Origin of the sequence: Neobacillus rhizosphaerae, assembly GCF_937468385.1 — a bacterium.
GTDB classification, from domain to species: domain Bacteria; phylum Bacillota; class Bacilli; order Bacillales; family Cytobacillaceae; genus Neobacillus; species Neobacillus rhizosphaerae.
The window spans coordinates 56899-77105 of sequence record NZ_CALBWS010000003.1; the positions used below are offsets into that span (position 1 = coordinate 56899).

Here is a 20207-nt window from a genome sequence, read left to right on the forward strand (position 1 = left end):
AATTAATATAAATCTACGTTATTTGGAATCTCCTCAAAAACAGGTTCGTTTGCCTTGTCATCAATCACCCAGTCACGACCAACGGAAATACCTAAATACTTTTCATCACTCGGATTATCGATTTCCGCTTGGGGATATTTTTTAAACCACCAGGATTTCGCAAGTACATAGTAAAGACCTGCCCCGACAATGAACCCTATTAAAAACCCATAGTTCGGTACAAAATAGGATGCTGCAGCCCCAATAATCCAGGCAATAAAACCAGCCAAGTTCACTCCGCCCATATATTTATACTGACCATTGTCCTCGTATAATTCAGGCACATTCACACGTCTTTTCCGGATTAAATAATAATCTGCGAATAAGATGCCGACAATGGCAGATAAAATACCACCGACAAAGAGAAGAATCGGAATAATGACATCAAACAATGTCCATGGCTGTACGATTGTTCCAACGATTCCAGCGGTAATGACTCCAGCCCAAAACGGGAACTTTGGACCACCTACGTTTGAGAAAATAGTTGCGGCTGGAACGACATTTGCTGCCGTATTGGTTGACCACTGGGCTAAAACAATCATTAACAGTAAAATCGCAAGGATAAAACCGCCAGCTGCCTTTTGAAGAGCCACAACGGGATCGTAGTTTAATACGGCCACATAAGCTACCGCACCAATGATAATCATAAATGTTTGCGTTAAAGGCATTGCAATCATGTTTCCAATTAATGAACCCTTATTTCGTTTAAACCAATTTTTTTCGTTAGCTGGTGCCTTGATAAATCGGGATATTGAAGGGATATCCGCACTTAAGGTTGCCCAGAAACCCATATTACTAAAAATAACAACTAAGAATGCTGAAAATGCAGCCCCGCCGGTAACCGGGGACTCCACCCAGCTCCAAACGTCCCTTCCTGCAGATGCTGCCTGATCTGTTAATGAAACATACATCCATAAGGAGATGATAAGAATGATAGGTGCAGCCATATCTGCAAATCGTTCAATTGATTTAATCCCTAATGCCGTATTAATTAATTGAACAGCAGCGAAAATGAGGTAGCAGACGAACCAATTATCAAAGCCAAATAAAATATTTAAGATACCGTTCATCGCTGTTGCCCCAAAATAAGTATTAATTCCAAACCACATCGATGCCGTAATACCCCGGGTTATCGATGGGATATGGGTACCAATCGTTCCAAAGGGGGCTCTCATATAAACAGGAAAGGACAACCCATGTTCAATCCCAATATCAGCAATTAAGGAAATGAAAAAACCAATGGCGAGACTTCCAATTACAGTTGCGAGTATTACCCAAGGTAAAGAAATAGTCATGACCCCAGCACCGCCAATGGCAAATGTGGCCAGAACGACCACCATCCCTACCCACATAAAGGAGAAACCTAGTTTTGTGATTTTTCGATCCTTGTGCTTGATGGGTAATAAATCTGGTGATTTTAAGTGGCTTGTTTTCATATGAACACTCCATTTCGGTTAAATTAAATAGAATTTAACAATCCAAAATTCAAACAACCTACCTCATCATTCGTTTTAATATGGGCAATTGCTCTGGCGCAGCCGAGCAATCGCAGGAGTAGTTCAATAATGATTGTGAGCGGAGCCACAATTATTCTTTACTTGATAGATAATGTTTCACCTTGGTTTAGTGGTGTATTCATACTATATTTTGCTCTCTTCAAATATTGTCCTGAACCTGGTTTACCCACAAACTGTTTGTCGCGAACCACATATTCGCCGCGCACTAAAACTGAAACAGGCTCACCCGTAACCTTCATTCCTTCAAACGCATTATAATCAACGGCCATGTGATGGGTTTCGGCGGAAATAACCCGTTCAACATTCGGATCAAAAATAACAAGATCAGCATCCGCACCAACAGTAATTGTTCCTTTTTTCGGGAAAAGTCCAAAGAGTTTAGCAGCTCTTGTTGAGGTAAGGTCAACAAACTGGTTCAGACTTATGCGTCCCTTCTTCACGCCCTCAGAAAATAACATCGATAAGCGGTCTTCAATAATCGGGCCACCATTTGGGATTTTCGTAAAATCATCCCGACCTAAATCTTTTTGACCTTTAAAGTCAAACGAGCATTGATCGGAGCCTATTGTTTGCAGCTGACCGCTCTTTAACGCGTTCCAAAGGGCTTCTTGGTTCCACTTTTCACGGAGCGGTGGCGACCACACGTATTTAGCCCCTTCAAAATTCGGTTTCTCTAAATAGCTTTGATCAAGGACCAGATATTGCGGACATGTTTCGCCCCAGACATCAAAACCTTTGTTGCGGGCCTCAGCAATTTTTTGGACCGCATCTTCACAGGAAACATGAACAACATATAGCTGTGAATTAGCCAACCCAGCAAACCTGGCAGCACGGCCTGTTGCTTCACCCTCTAATTCTGACGGTCTAGTTAATGCATGATAAATTGGTTCTGTTTTTCCCTCTGCGAGCGCTTTTTTTGTTAGGTAATCAATGACATCGCCGTTCTCAGCATGGACCATGACCAATGCACCAAGGTCTTTCGCTGTGACCAGGGTTTGGAATAAGGTTTCATCATCTGCTTGAAAAACATTCTTATAGGCCATAAATACTTTGAACGAGGTAATTCCTTCCTCAGCAATCACCTGTGGCAGTTCATTTAGGACATCATCATTGATTTCTGAGATCATCAAGTGAAAACCATAATCAATTACAGCTTTATCCCTAGATTTATCATGCCATGTTTGAATCGCATTCTTTAGCGGTTCACCCTTATTTGTTAAGCAAAAATCAATAACCGTGGTGGTTCCGCCGAATGCAGCAGCCATCGTTCCGGTTTCAAAATCATCTTTAGTGACCGTCCCGCCAAAAGGCATATCCAAATGGGTGTGAGGGTCAATTCCTCCTGGAAATACAAGACAACCATTGGCATCAATAATTTCCGCTCCAATGGCCGAAAGGTTCGAGCCAATTTGAGTGATTTTTCCATCTTCGATTAAAAGTTCAGCTTGAAAGGTGTCAGATGCGGTGACAATTATTCCGTTTTTAATAATTTTTTTCATCCGTTAGTCCTCCTAAACTATTACTTAATAACGTCTGCTTTGCACTCTACAGCTACACTTAAGGCAGTTTGGCGTTCATTCCAGGTCATTGGCGGCATTTCTCTTGGTGCTTCGACCATATCAATGGCCCCATAGACCGGACAAACAATCGAACATAAATTACAGCCGACACAGTCTTCTTCCCTTACTTTCAGATAGCTCTTTCCATTAGGGTCTGTAAGCATATCAATACATTGATGAGAGGTATCCTCACAGGCAATATGACATTTATTGCAGTTGATACAAACTTCAGTATTGATTTTTGCTATAATATTATAATTGAGGTCGAGGTTGCCCCAATCTGAATATCTTGGAACTGATTTTCCAATGATTTCTGAAACTGAGGCAATTCCTTTACTATCTAAGTAGTTGCTGAGGCCTTCAATCATGTCCTCAACAATTCGAAATCCATGGTGCATAGCCGCTGTACATACCTGTACACCGGTTGCACCCATTAACATAAATTCAACAGCATCTTGCCAGTTGGAGATGCCGCCTATTCCTGAGATTGGTACGTTTATATGTGGATGCCGTGCACATTCTGCAACCATATTTAAGGCAATCGGCTTAACAGCAGGTCCACAATAGCCACCATGTGCCCCTTTTCCTGCCACGTGTGGAATCGTATTCCATGAATCAAGATCCACTCCCATTAGGCTATTTATTGTATTAATCATACTAATAGCATCTGCACCGCCATTACAGGCTGCTTCGGCAGTTGCGGTAATATCGGTAATATTTGGCGTTAACTTTACAATGACAGGTGTTTTCGCTACTTCTTTTACCCAAAAGGTTTGCCGTTCCACTAACCCTGGAACCTGTCCTGAAGCAGACCCCATTCCACGTTCAGCCATGCCATGTGGACAGCCGAAGTTTAACTCAAGGCCATCAACTCCGACATCCTCAACTCGTTTGACGATTTCATGCCACTTTTCCTGCTTAGGCTCGACCATCAGTGAGGCGATAATAGCATGATTCGGGAATTTCTTTTTTGTTTCATAGATTTCCCTTAAATTGACATCTAATGGACGGTCAGTAATAAGCTCAATATTATTAAAACCAGCAACCCTTTGTCCGTTAAAGCTAATGGCAGCAAACCTCGATGAAACATTTAAAATCGGATCACCTAATGTTTTCCATACTGCACCACCCCAACCAGCCTCAAAGGCCCTCTGGACCTGATAGCCTGAATTAGTAGGAGGTGCTGACGCCAGCCAGAACGGATTAGGAGATTGAATTCCTGCAAGATTAATACGTAAATCAGCCATCTCATTTCCCCCTTTGTCATTCTTAGATTAATAGAGTCAATTTGCTGCCCCAACTGCCGAATACTGCTTATGAATGGCATAAGCTACATCTTTACCTTGTTGAGCAGCAGTTACGACCATTGCGTCTCCCTTTCCTTTACCAAATACAACATCACCACAAGCAAATATTTTTGGATGGGAGGTTCGGAAAGTTTCTGGTTCAACTTTTACGACACCGCCATCATGATGAAGACCAAACGCCTCGATAAGCTCCAAGTGCCTTGTTTGTCCGATTGCTTTAACTACCGCATCCACAGGAATCACATATTCGGATCCATCGATCTCAACCGGTCTGCGGCGACCATCTTTTTCAGGCTCACCGAGCATCATTTTGATACACTCAATTCCCGTTACCTGCCCACTATTATTGCCGATAATCCTTTTCGGTGCAGTTAACCAACGGAACTCTACACCATCTTGTTTAGCAAATTCATACTCAAAGTCATAAGCGGTCATTTCTTCTTCTGTTCTTCGATATAGGATTTTTACATTTTCAGCACCTAAACGAACTGAACAAGTCGCTCCATCGATGGCCGTATTTCCAGCGCCAATCACGACCACTCGCTTACCGACAAATTCCTTGGATAACTGACCACTTTTAGTTGCTTTGACAAATTCAATTGCATCATAGACTCCCTCTAAGTTCTCACCTTCAACACCGAGGTTTGGGACATGAGCCATTCCTACCGCCAAGACAATGTTATCGAAATCTTCAGTTATTTCCCCAACTGAGATATCCTTTCCGACCACCGTGTTGGTTCTAATCTTTACATTTAATTTTTCAACTTGTTCTACTTCCCAGAAAGAAATTTTTTGCGGTAAACGGAACGAAACAATCCCAAAAGTATTTAAACCACCGGCTCTGTCAGCTGCTTCAAAAATGGTCACATCATAACCTAATCTTGCTAGTTCCCGTGCTGTCGATAATCCAGCAGGGCCACCACCAATAACTGCAACTGTTTTACCATTGGAAACACCTGGTTGAAAGAGTGTTTGTTCATTTTTGATCGCCCAATCAGTGGCGAATCTTTGTAAATTGCCAATCATGATTGGTTTCGTTGAATGGTTTAAAACACAAGCTCCTTCACAGAGTTCCTCTGTTGGACAAACCCTGGCACAGCTTGCTCCGACCGGATTGGAGGACATGATTGTTTTTGCAGATCCAAGTAAGTTTCCTGAGGCAATTTTTTTAATAAAGGTAGGTATATCAATTCCTGTAGGACAGGCCTTAATACATGGAGCATCATAGCAATAGAGGCATCGATTTGATTCTTGAACAGCTTCTAGGCTGGTCAGTCCCTGCTCCACCTCTAGAAAGTTCTTTTCAAGTTCAGATAAGGAAATACGCTGCATTTTTTCATTCGCCAAAGAGAAATCCTCCTTTAATAAATAGTATATATGCAATTTCTAGGAATCTTCTTCGTCTATAACCCGTTATTCGTTAAAACAAAAATGAAAGCGCTTTAAAAAATACCCCTAGCTTAATGGTTTCAAAAAAAATACCAACTCCCAAAAGTTTATTTTTAATATTTTACAGAAAATTCCGTATCTTTCTTTAATTTTACAGACCTTAAATAGGCATTTCACCATACAACTTGTAAAATAATGCAAGGCTTTGATTATCCATTATGTAAAATGAAAATGGGTCTTGACCAGTATCTTCATCTGAACAAAATTGGTGTTCTTTCGCATTGAAGAAAACGGGCAGGAATGAACAGAGAGTGTTAAGGAAAAGGGATTCTTGTACACTTTTCTGAATTCTTTTTCAATTTAACATAAGAATATCAAAAAAATTGTAATAATATATCGAATTGTTAATTTTTCTTACATCATTTTTTTCTAGTTCAGAATAATCTATTCCAGTTGAAAGTACTTGACATAATAGAACTTCATAATTCTGAAGAGCAACTTAATTCAAATAAAACAGTAGGAAAAACTTTCGACATTTTTTAACAAATTGAAAACCAAAGTAAGGTTATAAAATAGAAAACTCCCTAACTTCAAAGTTATCCTAAAGAATCTTTCCTTTTAGACCAAAAAAGCGTATCATCAAATGATTTACTCAGAAATGGCATTTGACTTATTTATTGAACACTTTATTTTTGGACATACTGAGAGGTGTGAAAATAATTTGTAGGAGGAACCGAAATGCCTAACGATCATCATTTCAGTGACTTTATAAATGAGGTATCCATTCAAACAAAAATGGAAAATGTATGGGGTTATAAATGTGGATCATGGCAAAATTGTAACCAAGAAACAATTCAATCTTTTCTTGCCCAATGCCTCGATTATAATATCGACCCACATTTCTGCATAAGTTGGATCGAACAGCATATGGATCAAATACCAAACTGGACAGATGTATCGAAAACAGCACTTGGTTGGCTAAACCAGCACACATCAACAAGTTCGGCGATCTCGTTTTCAGTGCAGGATTTAAGTTGATTTTTAGGGAGGAGCAAACCTCCCTATTATGAATTAAGGCTCAATTATATCTAGTAAAATGCATTCTTTTCATTATTTTTCTTTCAACTGATATTGTTCTATTTTTCGATATAAATTTCTTACACTGACACCTAAAACATTCGCTGCTTTTGTTTTATTCCATTCCACCTCGGATAAAACTTTCTCGATATGCTCCTTTTCGAGCTGTTCTAGCGTGCATAATTGGTAAGTAGTTACGTCTTTCAAGTTGACCTTTTGAACATTGGCAAGCAATAAATCGTCCGCTTCAATCGTGTCTCCTTTACTGAGTAAGACGCCTCTTTCCAATAGATGATGTAGTTCTCTGACATTTCCAGGAAAATGGTATTTTTGTAAAGTTGCCATGGCTTCAGGTGATAAGGTTTTACCATTTTTAACAAAATGGTGAATCAATAATGTCAAATCCTCCTTCCGCTCTCTTAATGGTGGAATGGTTAATCTCACTACATTTAGTCGGTAGTACAAATCCTCACGGAAATTTCCGTTCGCCACTTCTTTTTCTAAATGACGATTTGTTGCACCTACTGTTCTCACGTGTACCTTTCTTTCTCTAACATCCCCCACTCTTCGAAACTCTCCTGTTTCAAGAAACCTTAACAGTTTAACCTGAAGGACCAGTGGCATCTCACCCAGTTCATCTAAAAATAAAGTGCCGCCATTCGCAGCTTCTACCAACCCTTTTTTATCCTGATTGGCTCCTGTAAAAGCTCCTTTCACATGTCCGAAAAGTTCACTTTCAAGTAGTTGCTCAGGGAGGGCACCAGAGTTAATAGCTACAAATGGTTCTTCAGCACGATTACTCCAATAATGAAGTGCTTTGGCAAATAACTCTTTCCCAGTGCCGCTCTCCCCTTCAATCAGGACGGGAACATCACTGTTTGCGACCCGTTCAGTAAGTTCCAGTAAGGCCTTAAAATGAGGGTTCTTCCCAATAATCTGAAATGAATTGTGTTGTTTAATTATCTTCCTCATACTATCATTTTTTTCAATCAGTGTTTTATTTTCAACTGCTTTCGTAATCGCTATTTCAAGCTCTGTCAGATTGTAAGGCTTTGCTAGGTAATCAAACGCCCCAAGTTTCATTGCTTCAATGGCCGTCTCTATTGTCCCATGTCCGGTAAGCATTAAGACTTGAATCTCCGGCTGAATTTTTTTTGTTTCCTTTAATAAAGTAATGCCATCCATTTTTGGTAAGCGGATATCATAGATAGCAATATCATAAAATTGGTTTTGTAATAAAGAAATAGCATCTTCTGCGTTTTCTGCAAAATCCACATCGTAGCCTTTTCTTTTTAAACGATTAACAAGAAGCTCAAGCAAGTCCTTTTCATCGTCTACAATTATTAATCTAGCTGCTCCCATTTGGTTCCCTCCTTTACATTCGTTTGAATCGGAATGCTTATTTCGACTGTAGTCCCCTTCTGAGATTCACTTAAATAACCCAAATCCTTTAATCCTTTAATCCCTTTTTCAAACCGGCAAGCTTTTCATAACGGCTATCACCTACTGTTAACCAATAACCATTTTATTTTCATGATTGTACTCCGGTATTTTTGATGTTTACACTATAACTATATAAGATAATTTTCGTTTCCCCTCAGAAAAAATAAGATGATTCTATGAACCTTTTATGAAAGTTTTTTGAATATTGCTTGCTTTTCCTTATTTATCATTTCATGAAACTATTTAAAAAGCCCTTGAATTAATAATTCAAGAGCTCATACTTTTGTCCTAGCTTTATATATTAAAACTACTTTTTACTACTCTTCAATTCATATGGTACATCTGCAGGCGCATTTCCTAGAGGCCAGTCATTAACTTTATCAGCAAAATCAGGCCGGTCTTTTGAAAGGATAAATCCTGCAAGATCTGCAGCTTGTTGATCAGTTAAACTGCCTTGTTTAATACCACCCATTTCGCCAAGTGGCATGTTTCTTTTGATGTAACCGGCCGCTGTTGAGATTCTTCCCATTCCAGCTCCGATATTAAAGGACTTGCTTCCCCAAAGTGCCGGGCCAGAAGTTGGTCCTGTCCCAGAGCCATCTGCACCATGACAAGTGGAACAAGATTGTTGATAAAGCTTTTCTCCATTCGCTAGATTCGGAGTCGGAAGATTTTGTAGTGAATTCTTAATTACCCAAGGGCGTTCTTTAATACCAATTGGTACATCGGTAGAAATATAGGTTAAGTATGCGACCATTGCCCGCATTTCATCGCTGTTTGCCTGAAGTGGTTTGCCATTCATACTTCTTTTAAAGCAGCCATTGATTCTGTCTTCAATCGTCATAACCGTTCCAGCGCGTGGGTTGTAAGCAGGATAAACGGCTGTAACACCTGTTAAAGGGGAGGTTGAATCCGTTCCTCCTGTACCGTGACAGCTTGAACAAGCCAAATTATCTCCTACATTGTTTGGAAGTGCCGTATTGGTTTCATTCATTAATTTAAATCCTAATTTAATTGATTCCCCTAGAGGCCCTTCTGGTACTTTTTCCATACTAGGTGGTTCATACGTTTTCATTGCAGTCTGTTCACCGGACGTTGCTTGGTTTTCCTTTGGCTTATCCGTGGCAGCTGGCTTATCGGAACCACAACCACTTAGTAATAATGCAGTGGCTAAAAGTGGTAGGCCATATCCTATTTTCATTTTTTTGAGCTTAAACATTTCTTTCACTCCCAGTTAAAAATTTTTATGCCTTCAATTATTTAATATGCAATTTCCATGCCAACTTTTAAAACTAGAGTAATAAAGAGTGTTTAAAATTATTCATAAAAAACTATCATGAGCCTAAGCTCCCAACCCTACTATGGAAATAAATTTAGAGGACAAGCCGTAGTCACCTAATAAAGGCGGTGAGAGCAGAGCTAGACTTCACATCTTTCGTCTAGTGAAATGGGTATTTCACTTTAACTGGTTAAAGTGATTCATTTTTGCGGCGCTCCGCCCCTTTTCCACAGAAAAAGCATGACAAAAAGTCATAGTGTGACACTTTGTCATGCATCTATTAAATAATGTTGCTTTAATTTATGCTTCGAGAAATTCCACGGTTTCTATATTGGCTGTTCGAATCCATGCAAAATAGTACCTTCATTCGACCACTCCAAAATAAAGTAATTGTCACGTTGTACCCCGTTGCAACCAATCAAAAGCTTTCTTTTTATAAGATATCTACCCAAATTTTCACTGCTGTTGAAAAGATGATGATCCCTAATACTACTTGTAATACTTTTGTATTTAATCTTTTGCCCATTTTAGCTCCTAGAGGAGAGGCAATTAGACTAGCAGCAACCATTATTAGAGAGGGTAAAATTTCCACCTGCCCTGTTGAAATCTTACCAACAGTAGCACCGATAGAAGAAATGAACGTGATAGCTAAAGAAGAAGCGATTGTCATCCTCGTTGGTATCTTTAATACAACAAGCATGATAGGGACTAATAAAAATGCCCCCCCTGCCCCTACAATTCCTGCTCCAATTCCAACAATTAATGCAAGGGTTGCGGCAAGCCACTTATTAAATTTCACCTGCTCTAGAGGTATATCATCAATTCCTTTTTTAGGAATAAACATCATGACTACGGCAAATAACGCAAGAATTCCATAAACTAGATTAATTCCCTTTTCCGACAAATGTGTAGAACCAAATCCACCTACAAAGCTTCCGATTAAAATACTTACGCCCATATAGCCAATTAAGGTTTTATTTAAAAATCCACCTTTTCGATATGCCCAGACGCCACCAATCGTCGCAAAGAAGACTTGTATTGCAGTAATTCCCGATACTTCATGCGCTGTAAAATGAGCAACACCAAGAGCAGCTGGGATAAGCAATAGCAAAGGGAAATTAATAATGGCACCACCGATTCCTAACATTCCTGAAATAAATGAGCCTATAAAACCAATTAAGAAAATGGTAATGACTAATGCAATATCCATCTTTTCCTCCTCTTTAAAAAAAGGGAACCTGTTCCTGTTTCAACAATTCTTTATTTACGAACTGCACAACGATTTGGGCCAATTTCCATTTCACGTTGCTTTTCAACGTCAGGATTCATTTTCCCCATATTTGTTTCACGAATTTCTTGATATGCATTTGGCTGTGGAGGTAAGTTTTCAGTAACCAACTTTCTAAACTCATTTTCATCTTCAATATTCAAGCCATGATTCTTTGCGAATAATGTAGCTAATCTTTCTGACACACTTCCATCTGCGTTTAATTCTTCAATAATCATAAAGTGAGCTGGTAACACCATAAGTTCATCTGATAATTCTCTGTAACGATTATACAGACTTTCTCTTAAATCAGCTACCCAATCCTCTGCCATACCTGCAAGATCCGGTCGTCCAATCGAGTCAATGAATAAGATATCTCCAGAAAGTAAAAATTTTTCATCGACTACAAAGGAGGTTGATCCAATGGTGTGTCCAGGAGAATACAGGGCATGAATGTTAATCGAAGTATCTCCAATTATTACATTATTACCGCCTTCTAAAGGCTGGTACTCGAATGTCACTTCTGTTGCATCCTTCGGAGGAAGCCAATAGGTCGCATTCGTTTTTTCAGCGATTACACGTCCTCCAGAAATGTGATCAGCATGCAAGTGTGTGTCAAATACATGGGTTATGTTCGCACCAATACTGTCTGCAAATTCCAGGTATATATCAGTCATACGTGTAGCATCAATAATGGCAGCCTCTCCTTTTGAAACGATCATGTAGGATAGACATCCCTTACCAATACGAACAAATTGATAAACTTCACCGCCACCTTTTAAATCCCCCACCTTAACGAGCTCTAAATGTTCACTCCAAGCTTTCATACCGCCTTGAAGATAAGAAACAGTTAAACCTTCCTCTGAAAGCAATTCTGCTACCATGACAGAAGAGCCTTCTTTAGCACAAACTACTAATACATCTTTATCAGTTGGGATATTATATAAAATTTCTTTCACACCATCTAACAATTCAAAATAAGGAATATTAAGATACTCAAAATTTTCACCTTCAATTTTCCAATCTTGAAAGTCGCTTTCGTTACGTACATCTAGAATAAATAATGATTCCTTATTAAAAACTTTTTTTGTTACTTCTTTTGAAGTCATAGCATATACAGTCATTCAACATTACCCCCTATGGTATATTATGTTTCAAAAAAAATGATTGTTGAAGTGTGGAGCATTTAATTCCCCTTTGATTACTTGTTAAAACTTTTGGTTTTTCCTGTCCACTCGCTCATGCCTGGAACAACATTAATGACTTTAGTAAAGCCCTTTTCTGTTAACTTTTGTGCAGCAAAATCACTTCTATTACCTGTACGGCATACCACAAAAATCTCATCTTCTGTTTTTAATTCAATTAAACGATCTTCCAATTCCCCTAATGGAATGGAAATGGCATTGGGGATGTGATTGAAAGCATATTCTACTGTTTCTCTTACATCAAGAACGACAAGGTTATCATTTGCATCTAACTTCTTTTCAAGCTCATCATTCGTTGTAACAACTGGATGTTTTCTTTCTGCAGCTTCCTCTCTAGATGATTTTCTTAAGTAGTGTTTTAACACTTCTCCATCGTCAATTGTTCCTAAATATTGATGCCCAGAACTCTGAGCCCAAGCTTTCATATCTGCTTTTGACCCTTTATCAGTTGCTAGAACTTCTAATACTTTACCAGCTTCTAACCCATTCATGGTCTTCTTCGTTTTTACAATTGGCATTGGGCAAGCTAAGCCTTTTGCATCTAAAACTAAATCCGTTTTTAATGATGTCATAATGAGCCTCCTGTATTACCTGTTAGGGTATTGAATTACTTGAAATAATTTCCTAACTCTTAATCTATTAAATAAACAAGTTTACATTACCTTCTTCAGCATCGGCTAAATAGGCAGCAACACCTGCATATTCAATATTCTCCATTAGTTCTTCTTGTTTAAGACCTAATAGATCCATCGTCATCGTACAAGCAACCAGCTTTATTTCTTGTTCTTGAGCCATTTCAATTAATTGTGGTAAAGGCATGGCATTGTGCTTTTTCATAATATCTTTAATCATTTTTGGTCCAAATCCAGCAAAATTCATTTTGGATAGCCCCATTTTATCTGCGCCTCTTGGCATCAATTTCGCAAACATTTTTTCGATAAAGCCTTTTTTAACCATAATATTTTCATCTTTCCTTAGGGCATTTAAACCCCAAAATGTATGAAAGATTGTCACTTCATGGTCATAAGCAGCGGCTCCATTGGCAATGATGTAAGCTGCCATTGCTTTATCATAATCCCCACTAAATAATACGATCGTAGTCTTTTTCTTTTCTGCCACGATTAGTCCTCCTAAATAACATGATTTTACATACATATACCCGTACAGGTATACTTCATTTTAAAAAAATTTATCCTTTTTTAATCCAAAACTTTAACACATCATTTTCTTCATCAATTTTTATAAGCTCATGTCCACCTGATTTAGCCCAAGCAGAAAGATCGTTTTTTGCACCTTTATCAGTTGTATGAATTTCTAATACTTGGCCAGAGTTAAGCTCATTCATTGCTTTTCTCGTTTTTACAATTGGCATTGGACATGCTAAGCCTTTTGCATCTAAAATCTTATCTATAGTCAATTTCATAGACTCCTTTATTAATTATTTTCGTTTATCAAAATTACCCCTATGGGTATATTACTAAATAAACAACAATGTGTCAACACTATGAACATTTTCTATCTACTCTTGACAAGTAAATGAACTGCTTCTTTTATTAATTCATCTGTTTTTTCACCGTTTTTTTCAGCATCAATCACACATTCAACTAAGTTAGAGCTAACAATTACACCTATTGATCTATCCACGGCGGATCGTACAGCCGATAATTGTGTAATAACATCTCTACAATCTTTGTTTTCTTCCATCATCTTTAAAATCCCTCTAAGCTGCCCTTCCATCCGTTTCATTCTATTTTTAATTTGATCATTGTATTCCATTAATCATCCTCCATTCTGGTAAACAGTTATATTTCTTTACGTATTGTAAAAAGTAAAAGTAATAAAGTAATAGGACCTTAGACTGATTAATTTCCAATGGAACTCGATTGAATTGGCATATATCGCATCATTCATTAAAGTAAAGATAATCCCGTAAATACAAAAAGCAGTGAAAATTCACTGCTTTTTGTATGTTTATTTTACTAAATTCATGATTGTTTCTGGATCAAAACCTAGAACCCATTGCCCATTAATTTCAGTTTGTGGAACTCCAAGCTGCCCTGTTGTTTCAACAAGTTTATTTGCTGCTGTTTGATCCAATTGTACATTAACTTCTTTGTACGCTAGGTTTTGAGTATTTAAGAAATTTTTCAACATGGTGCAATAGGGGCAAGTATTGGTCGTATAAACCGTGATTTGATTCATTAAAAACCTCTCCTTTAATTATAATATTTTACTGCATGCTTTAACTATAAGGTAAATGCCTCCTACCAGGAGCCATACAAACGTCCCAGGTCATATAGGAATGGGTGCCTTTCCCTTATCCCTATGGGTCCCAGACGTTTTCGAGCTGCTTAAACCTCAGGTTCCAGTAATAGTGCAATCTTGTTGTTTTTTAGTATCGTTCAGCATTATGCTTTCCACCTTTCGTAAATGCTCATTGGTTTTTACTTTTCTTAAAGTAGACCCCTTTTATTCAACTCCGCCTTCCCAAGCTATCATGCCGCCATCCATATTGGTTACATCAAAACCATAGCTTTCTAAGAATAATGTTGCTTGTGCGCTTCTACCACCTGAACGGCATACGATAATATATTTTTGTTTTTTATCGAGATCCGGCATCTTAGATTCAACTAATCCTAATGGGATGTTAACTGCTGTAGGTATTTTTCCTGTTGCAATTTCTGCCACCTCACGAACATCAATAATGTTTAATTGTTCACCATTTTTAAGTTTTTGTTCAACTTCATTGGCTGTCATTCGTTTCATGTGTAAATTCCTCCTAATTTTCGTACCATGCGCTCATTCCACCCTTAATATTTGTTATTTGTTTAAAACCAAATTTTTTTAGGATTTTTGCTGCTCGTGTACTTCTCATCCCGCTTTGACAAATGACAACAACTTCTTTGTCCTTCGAAAGAGTAACTGCTTTATTCGATAATTGGTCAAGTGGAATATTTTTAAATCCTTTTATGAATCGTCCTTTAAACTCCATTGGCGTCCGAACATCAATATATTGTTTATTCTTATCTCCCAATTCATTTTTTAGTTGAACAGTTGTAATGTTTCGTACTCCTTTTACAGGAACAAGCCTCCATGCGAAAAATCCAATGAATACAACGATCATAATAATTGTGCTTGTACTCAAGTAAACTCATCTCCTTTATTATTCAATTTCTGTATACTCTATAGGGTATATCCGGATTTAAAAAAATTATTCTACCTCCTAAGTTTTAAACTACAAGAAATATTTTATACCCCTATAGGTATTTTGTAAAGGAGTTTTTTGATTAGTAAAAACTTCATTTTGGAAAATTGTATGCTTTTACTTTTTTCTAAAGTGACTTAATAAAGATTGTTCATAAATAAAAACCTTTGCTTATGCAAAGGCTGTTTATTTATGTAACAACGTAAACAACTTCTCTAATCCTTCAAGTAGTCTTGGTGATGGTCGACAATAAAGTTCTTCCTCAAGAATAAGAATTTGATCATCATTTGAGAATTGTAGTTTTTCGAAACCAGGTCTTTTTTTTATCATACTTTTTTGAACCTTTTCCTTTCTCACTCCTACCCAGGCAAGACAAATAAAATCGGGATTCCGACTTAGAACATCCTCCCAATCCGTCTGAACACTTGCTAATTCAACCTCATGAAAGATGTTTACTGCTCCGGCAGCCTCAGAAATCTCTGTAAGCCAGTTTATTTTTCCTGGTGTAAAAATCGGCTTTGGCCACCATTCCCAATACAAAGTAGGCCGCTTTTTAATATTTGCACTTTGTTGTTTAACCTTTTCAATCCTCGTACGAAAATACCGGGCCGCCTCCACCCCACGTTCTTCTTTCCCAAGCGCTTTCGCAATTATGATGAGGTCCTGCTCAATATCCCTTAGTGTTTGCGGATTTAAAATTAGATAAGGAATCCCTCGTTCCTTTAAAGCCTCAATGTTTTTTTCCATACCTGGCACACTTAATGAGGCAAGTACTATGTCCGGTTGTAATTGCTCAACAAGATCCATGTTTATCGATAAATCGGGACCCAGCTTTGGCAGACTGGCAATGGTAGCAGGCCAATTTGAAAAATCATCCACACCTACCAATAAATGTGTTAGTCCTAGGTATTCCATGATTTCTGTATTGCTGGGACACAAGGATATAACTCTCATCTTACAAACTCTCCCTTTGCTAAAATCCATTCTTTTTTATGTACTCCATTGGAATATCTGAATAATTGACTTTAAAGATTTCTATTACATTTTTTCTAAGTATAGGTCTTGGTATGATAAATTTGAACTTTTTACCATCCTTCATGTAGAAAAACAACATCCCATTATCATTATTACTTGTATGAAAGGACGAAGCCTCCTTTATCACTGTTTTATCAATATCCTTTGCCGCTAAAAAAAAATTTCCCTTCTTGAAAACAGCCTTTTCAATCAACCCATTCTCAACAATCTCTTCAATTTTTTTAGTAGCTTTAGTTTGTCTTTTTTGGGAAAGAATGTATACCGGATACATTATAATAGAAGCAATTAAATTGCCTCCCATCTGTGAATCAAAAGAGGAATCACTATAAAACTGTCCGCCGATTTTATAAAAGAAAAATCCGTTTTCTGTATAATAAACTCTAAAATACTTATCAAAACTCAATGCTTTTGGTTGCAGCAAATCGAAGAAATAATATTCCACAATTATTTTTATCCTCCTAAACCCATCCTAACCAGCTTAATTAGCTGGTTAGGTATTTTTTATTATCTTTAAAACGCCTATTTCATTATTTCATATTTTCTTCCACTGCTTCAACTAGCTTAAATAAAAAATGGTAAATTGATTGGTAGGCTTCCCCAATTGTAATATCCTCCTGAAATCCCTCCACATAATTCAAGGCAAAATTTAAATTCCATAATCCGTCATCAAGACTAAACATTAAATCAAATTTCGCTTCATCTCCATGTAAATGGGTATTCAAATTATCCTTTAACGATATATCAAATTTTTTCTGCAGCTTTAAACCTAGCATAACGTCATAAGTCCCGAATACGTCATCAAACTCCAAAGAGACTGCCTCAACATCAATCAAATCAAACCATTGTGACTCCAAATAAATAAATTCATTTTTATGCTTTTTCAGGTAATCGAGTGGTTGGGTTAGAAACACTGAAGACTCATTCCTAATAATATTTTCTGATAATTTATCACAACGCTCAATATAAGCATCGATGAATCGAACGTTAGGTTCCTTAACATCAAATTGGATGGCTTCAGCAAGCTTGTTTTTTTCTATATACTCTTTTTCTTCCTTAAAAATGGATATCCCATCTCCGTTTTGCTCTGATATGTATTGTTTCATATGATTCTTTAACATCAAAAAAATCCTCCTTCGAAATTTATCTTCTATTAATAATAGTTTTTTTCTGTAAAAAAGCAAATTAGTTAACCTTAACTCCCTCAACAAACAAAAAAAAAGAGGTAACCAAATATCGTCACCCCTTTACTGCTATTAATTTCCTGCTAATTTTGCTATCTTTTTAGCAGTCGTTTTTACTTCATTTGTTTCATCGATTTGTTTCGCCCGTTTAATAAAGAATGAAAGGATAAGCGCAACAGCAGCGATACCGACTGTCACCAAGAAAGCATCATTAATTCCTTCTAACATTGCTTTCATCATAACTTGCTGTTTCATTTCTGCCAATACTGCAGGTGTTGGTTGTTTTGTTAAGTGGTGCATCGCAGCTTTTCCTAACTCAGTTGCATGTGTTGTCGTACGGTTTGACATAATTGTTACCAATAACGCAGTACCAATCGCTCCAGATACCTGTTGCAAAGTACTGTTCATCGCTGTTCCATGTGGATAGACACGAGCTGGCAACTGGTTTAAGCCATTTGTCGTTACTGGCATATTCACCATTGACATCCCAAACATCCGCACAGAGTATAAAATAATTAGGTGTGTATAGGTTGAATGAAGCGTTAATTTGCTAAAATAATAACTTGTTACCATGGTAATTGTTAAACCAATAATGGCTAATACTCTGCCGCCAAACTTATCAAATAATTTCCCAGTAATCGGCATCATTATGGCCATTAAAACCGCCCCAGGCAACATCATTAAGCCCGCATCAAGCGGCGAAATACCGCGAATCGTTTGCACATAGATAGGCGTTAGCAGCATTCCAGAAAACATAGCCATTGTAACAACCATTGAAATTACCGATGATAGGGCAAACATTGGATACTTATATATCCTGAAATTAAGCATAGGTCTTTCTTGTTTTAATTGCCGTATAATAAACACCGCTAAAGCAATAACCCCGATGATAAGCGTCCCATATACTTCTGGACTTTCCCAGCCTTTTTTACCAGCAGAACTAAATCCATACAGGATACCACCAAAACCAATGCTTGAAAGTAAAAGTGAGAATATATCAAGTCGGATATCAATTTTTTCTTTTTTATCTTTAAGTAAGAAGAAGCCAATTAATAGTACTACAATGGCAATCGGTGTAACAAAATGGAAAAGCATTCTCCAATCATAATTTTCAATTAACCATCCGGATAATGTCGGTCCAACAGCAGGAGCAAACATAAGAACTAAACCAAATACCCCCATTGCTGCTCCTCGCTTTTCTACTGGGAAGCTAACTAACATAACATTCATTAATAGCGGCATCAAAATGGCAGAACCTGCGGCTTGGATCATCCTCCCCACTAATAAAACGGGAAACACATGGGCAAAGCCTGCAAGTATTGTCCCGATAGTGAATAACATCATCGCTGCTAAGAAAAGTCGTCGAACAGAATATTTTTGAATTAAAAATGCAGTAGCTGGAATCAGTATTCCGTTTACTAACATAAAACCTGTTGCAAGCCATTGAACGGTTGATGCTTCAACCTTTAAGTCTTTCATTATCGATGGCAGTGCAATATTTAATAAAGTGTTGTTAAGCATCGCAATAAAAGCACCGATCATTAGCACTGCAATAATCCCGTACGGTGGCTGAGTAATTTTTTTTATTGGCTGTTCCATTGTATTACCCCCTGTAAACTCATTGTCCAATTTTTTATCCCTCTATTCCATAATTACATATCATATACTCCTGGTACAGTTTTTGCTATAAAAAAATCCCGTAATTTATGGATTTGTAATGATACAAAATATAAGGTAATATATATTTATACATGTAGTACAATATGAAATCAAGGTGATTGTATGAATGACCGTAAACAGCACGTTGTCAAAATGGCCCATCAATTATTTATTGATAAAGGTTTTCAGGCTACTTCCATTCAGGATATATTAGACTATAGCGGCATTTCAAAAGGTACATTTTATAATTATTTTTCTTCAAAAAGCGAATTAATGATCGCCATTTTCAAAATGACCTATGCTGATTTAGAAAAACAACGAAATGAATTACTTATCGGACAAGATCGAACTGATATTGAGATTTTTATTAAGCAAATTGAATTGCAATTAAAGACAAATCGTAAAAATAAATTAATTACCCTTTTCGAAGAAGTTTTGGTTTCTAATGATATTGACCTTAAACAATTCATCGATCAAGGCCGGATAAATAATATCCGTTGGATTTACGAGCGTCTCCTCGACATCTTCGGAGAAACTAAAAAACCTTATTTGTTAGATAGTGCCATTATGTTTATGGGACTTCTACGTGACAACATCAAGTTTTTCCATATCGCACATGATACAAATGCGAATATCGGACATGTCGTCCGTTATAGTGTGAGGCGCTTGGTGAATTTGGTAGATGAATTGGCGGAAACAGATGAACAATTAATTCAGCCTGAGCAGTTAGAAAGCTGGATTCCTGATTGTAGGAAGCCAGATCAACTATTCCAGAAAAAACTCCACCATTCCATCTATATTATGAAAAATTTACTACGTCATATCGAGGAACAGTCAAAATACATGGAATTGTTAGACTTTATCGAAGAAGAACTATTAGACTCGAAGAGCCCACGGAAATTTCTGATTGAAAGTGCTCTTCTTTCGCTGAAGGCTGTTGATGGATCGGTCTGGGAAAAAGAATGGGAACCCTTAGAGAAATTAGTCGTGGATTTTTTCAAGACAGAAGATGAAAAATAAGAAAGATGACCCCTAATGCCAGTGG

At 37.5% G+C, this 20207-nt stretch carries 21 protein-coding genes; 2 read left to right on the forward strand and 19 right to left on the reverse strand.

Annotated features, from left to right (window positions below; all coding sequences use genetic code 11):
* Positions 1-2 precede the first annotated feature (2 nt).
* From M5A78_RS04455 to M5A78_RS04470, 4 genes are all read right to left on the reverse strand, one after another.
* Positions 3-1475, reverse strand: coding sequence for an NCS1 family transporter (locus M5A78_RS04455; RefSeq protein WP_248734075.1), 1473 nt, complete (start codon positions 1473-1475; stop codon positions 3-5).
* A gap of 158 nt (positions 1476-1633) precedes the next feature.
* Positions 1634-3055 carry a dihydropyrimidinase gene (hydA, locus tag M5A78_RS04460; protein WP_248734076.1) on the reverse strand — a complete coding sequence of 474 codons (1422 nt, stop codon included), beginning with the start codon at positions 3053-3055 and terminating at the stop codon, positions 1634-1636.
* A 20-nt stretch (positions 3056-3075) separates the two neighbouring features.
* Positions 3076-4362: an NAD-dependent dihydropyrimidine dehydrogenase subunit PreA gene (gene preA / locus M5A78_RS04465; RefSeq protein WP_248734077.1), complete on the reverse strand. Its 1287-nt coding sequence runs from the start codon at positions 4360-4362 to the stop codon at positions 3076-3078.
* Positions 4363-4398: 36 nt separating this feature from the next.
* Positions 4399-5754: an NAD(P)-dependent oxidoreductase gene (locus M5A78_RS04470; RefSeq protein WP_248734213.1), complete on the reverse strand. Its 1356-nt coding sequence runs from the start codon at positions 5752-5754 to the stop codon at positions 4399-4401.
* A gap of 795 nt (positions 5755-6549) precedes the next feature.
* Between M5A78_RS04470 and M5A78_RS04475 the strand changes: the two genes are divergently transcribed.
* Positions 6550-6849, forward strand: coding sequence for a hypothetical protein (locus M5A78_RS04475; RefSeq protein WP_248734078.1), 300 nt, complete (start codon positions 6550-6552; stop codon positions 6847-6849).
* A gap of 72 nt (positions 6850-6921) precedes the next feature.
* Here the strand turns inward: M5A78_RS04475 and M5A78_RS04480 are convergent, their stop codons facing one another.
* The 15 genes from M5A78_RS04480 to M5A78_RS04550 all read right to left on the reverse strand — a co-directional run bounded on the left by M5A78_RS04480 (position 6922) and on the right by M5A78_RS04550 (position 19102).
* Complete coding sequence (locus M5A78_RS04480) at positions 6922-8250, reverse strand: sigma-54-dependent transcriptional regulator (protein ID WP_248734079.1); 1329 nt, start codon at positions 8248-8250, stop codon at positions 6922-6924.
* Positions 8251-8638: 388 nt separating this feature from the next.
* A complete protein-coding gene (locus M5A78_RS04485) occupies positions 8639-9550 on the reverse strand; it encodes a c-type cytochrome (RefSeq protein WP_248734080.1) in 912 nt (303 codons plus the stop codon).
* 493 nt (positions 9551-10043) lie between these two features.
* The gene (locus tag M5A78_RS04490) at positions 10044-10820 is read right to left on the reverse strand and encodes a sulfite exporter TauE/SafE family protein (protein WP_248734081.1); all 777 of its coding nucleotides are present in this window, start codon (positions 10818-10820) and stop codon (positions 10044-10046) included.
* A gap of 50 nt (positions 10821-10870) precedes the next feature.
* On the reverse strand, positions 10871-12001 hold the full coding sequence (locus tag M5A78_RS04495; protein ID WP_248734082.1) for an MBL fold metallo-hydrolase: 1131 nt from the start codon (positions 11999-12001) through the stop codon (positions 10871-10873).
* Positions 12002-12078: 77 nt separating this feature from the next.
* Entirely contained in the window at positions 12079-12654 is a 576-nt protein-coding gene (locus tag M5A78_RS04500; protein WP_248734083.1) for a sulfurtransferase TusA family protein, read from the reverse strand.
* Between the two features lie 67 nt (positions 12655-12721).
* On the reverse strand, positions 12722-13201 hold the full coding sequence (locus M5A78_RS04505; protein ID WP_248734084.1) for a DsrE/DsrF/DrsH-like family protein: 480 nt from the start codon (positions 13199-13201) through the stop codon (positions 12722-12724).
* A 70-nt stretch (positions 13202-13271) separates the two neighbouring features.
* Complete coding sequence (locus M5A78_RS04510; RefSeq protein WP_248734085.1) at positions 13272-13499, reverse strand: sulfurtransferase TusA family protein; 228 nt, start codon at positions 13497-13499, stop codon at positions 13272-13274.
* A 98-nt stretch (positions 13500-13597) separates the two neighbouring features.
* Positions 13598-13858 (reverse strand): metal-sensitive transcriptional regulator, encoded by a 261-nt coding sequence (locus M5A78_RS04515; protein WP_248734086.1) that lies wholly within the window; start codon positions 13856-13858, stop codon positions 13598-13600.
* A 195-nt stretch (positions 13859-14053) separates the two neighbouring features.
* Entirely contained in the window at positions 14054-14284 is a 231-nt protein-coding gene (locus tag M5A78_RS04520) for a glutaredoxin family protein (RefSeq protein WP_248734087.1), read from the reverse strand.
* A 267-nt stretch (positions 14285-14551) separates the two neighbouring features.
* Positions 14552-14848, reverse strand: coding sequence for a rhodanese-like domain-containing protein (locus tag M5A78_RS04525; protein WP_248734088.1), 297 nt, complete (start codon positions 14846-14848; stop codon positions 14552-14554).
* 13 nt (positions 14849-14861) lie between these two features.
* On the reverse strand, positions 14862-15206 hold the full coding sequence (locus M5A78_RS04530) for a rhodanese-like domain-containing protein (RefSeq protein ID WP_248734214.1): 345 nt from the start codon (positions 15204-15206) through the stop codon (positions 14862-14864).
* A gap of 267 nt (positions 15207-15473) precedes the next feature.
* Positions 15474-16241 carry a cobalamin-binding protein gene (locus M5A78_RS04535; protein ID WP_248734089.1) on the reverse strand — a complete coding sequence of 256 codons (768 nt, stop codon included), beginning with the start codon at positions 16239-16241 and terminating at the stop codon, positions 15474-15476.
* Between the two features lie 19 nt (positions 16242-16260).
* Positions 16261-16764: a hypothetical protein gene (locus M5A78_RS04540; RefSeq protein WP_248734090.1), complete on the reverse strand. Its 504-nt coding sequence runs from the start codon at positions 16762-16764 to the stop codon at positions 16261-16263.
* An 85-nt stretch (positions 16765-16849) separates the two neighbouring features.
* On the reverse strand, positions 16850-17440 hold the full coding sequence (locus tag M5A78_RS04545; RefSeq protein ID WP_248734091.1) for a branched-chain amino acid aminotransferase: 591 nt from the start codon (positions 17438-17440) through the stop codon (positions 16850-16852).
* 135 nt (positions 17441-17575) lie between these two features.
* The gene (locus M5A78_RS04550; RefSeq protein ID WP_248734092.1) at positions 17576-19102 is read right to left on the reverse strand and encodes a DHA2 family efflux MFS transporter permease subunit; all 1527 of its coding nucleotides are present in this window, start codon (positions 19100-19102) and stop codon (positions 17576-17578) included.
* A gap of 183 nt (positions 19103-19285) precedes the next feature.
* Here M5A78_RS04550 and M5A78_RS04555 point away from each other — a divergent pair, with 183 nt between their 5' ends.
* Positions 19286-20182: a TetR/AcrR family transcriptional regulator gene (locus tag M5A78_RS04555; protein ID WP_248734093.1), complete on the forward strand. Its 897-nt coding sequence runs from the start codon at positions 19286-19288 to the stop codon at positions 20180-20182.
* Positions 20183-20207 lie beyond the last annotated feature (25 nt).

What these genes read in the sequence shown, in the direction of transcription:
- M5A78_RS04455 (WP_248734075.1), bottom strand. Translation starts at nt 1,475, where the DNA reads ATGAAAACAAGCCACTTAAAATCACCAGATTTATTACCCATCAAGCAC.
- hydA (WP_248734076.1), bottom strand. Translation starts at nt 3,055, where the DNA reads ATGAAAAAAATTATTAAAAACGGAATAATTGTCACCGCATCTGACACC.
- preA (WP_248734077.1), bottom strand. Translation starts at nt 4,362, where the DNA reads ATGGCTGATTTACGTATTAATCTTGCAGGAATTCAATCTCCTAATCCG.
- M5A78_RS04470 (WP_248734213.1), bottom strand. Translation starts at nt 5,754, where the DNA reads ATGCAGCGTATTTCCTTATCTGAACTTGAAAAGAACTTTCTAGAGGTG.
- M5A78_RS04475 (WP_248734078.1), top strand. Translation starts at nt 6,550, where the DNA reads ATGCCTAACGATCATCATTTCAGTGACTTTATAAATGAGGTATCCATT.
- M5A78_RS04480 (WP_248734079.1), bottom strand. Translation starts at nt 8,250, where the DNA reads ATGGGAGCAGCTAGATTAATAATTGTAGACGATGAAAAGGACTTGCTT.
- M5A78_RS04485 (WP_248734080.1), bottom strand. Translation starts at nt 9,550, where the DNA reads ATGTTTAAGCTCAAAAAAATGAAAATAGGATATGGCCTACCACTTTTA.
- M5A78_RS04490 (WP_248734081.1), bottom strand. Translation starts at nt 10,820, where the DNA reads ATGGATATTGCATTAGTCATTACCATTTTCTTAATTGGTTTTATAGGC.
- M5A78_RS04495 (WP_248734082.1), bottom strand. Translation starts at nt 12,001, where the DNA reads ATGACTGTATATGCTATGACTTCAAAAGAAGTAACAAAAAAAGTTTTT.
- M5A78_RS04500 (WP_248734083.1), bottom strand. Translation starts at nt 12,654, where the DNA reads ATGACATCATTAAAAACGGATTTAGTTTTAGATGCAAAAGGCTTAGCT.
- M5A78_RS04515 (WP_248734086.1), bottom strand. Translation starts at nt 13,858, where the DNA reads ATGGAATACAATGATCAAATTAAAAATAGAATGAAACGGATGGAAGGG.
- M5A78_RS04520 (WP_248734087.1), bottom strand. Translation starts at nt 14,284, where the DNA reads ATGAATCAAATCACGGTTTATACGACCAATACTTGCCCCTATTGCACC.
- M5A78_RS04525 (WP_248734088.1), bottom strand. Translation starts at nt 14,848, where the DNA reads ATGAAACGAATGACAGCCAATGAAGTTGAACAAAAACTTAAAAATGGT.
- M5A78_RS04530 (WP_248734214.1), bottom strand. Translation starts at nt 15,206, where the DNA reads ATGATCGTTGTATTCATTGGATTTTTCGCATGGAGGCTTGTTCCTGTA.
- M5A78_RS04535 (WP_248734089.1), bottom strand. Translation starts at nt 16,241, where the DNA reads ATGAGAGTTATATCCTTGTGTCCCAGCAATACAGAAATCATGGAATAC.
- M5A78_RS04545 (WP_248734091.1), bottom strand. Translation starts at nt 17,440, where the DNA reads ATGTTAAAGAATCATATGAAACAATACATATCAGAGCAAAACGGAGAT.
- M5A78_RS04550 (WP_248734092.1), bottom strand. Translation starts at nt 19,102, where the DNA reads ATGGAACAGCCAATAAAAAAAATTACTCAGCCACCGTACGGGATTATT.
- M5A78_RS04555 (WP_248734093.1), top strand. Translation starts at nt 19,286, where the DNA reads ATGAATGACCGTAAACAGCACGTTGTCAAAATGGCCCATCAATTATTT.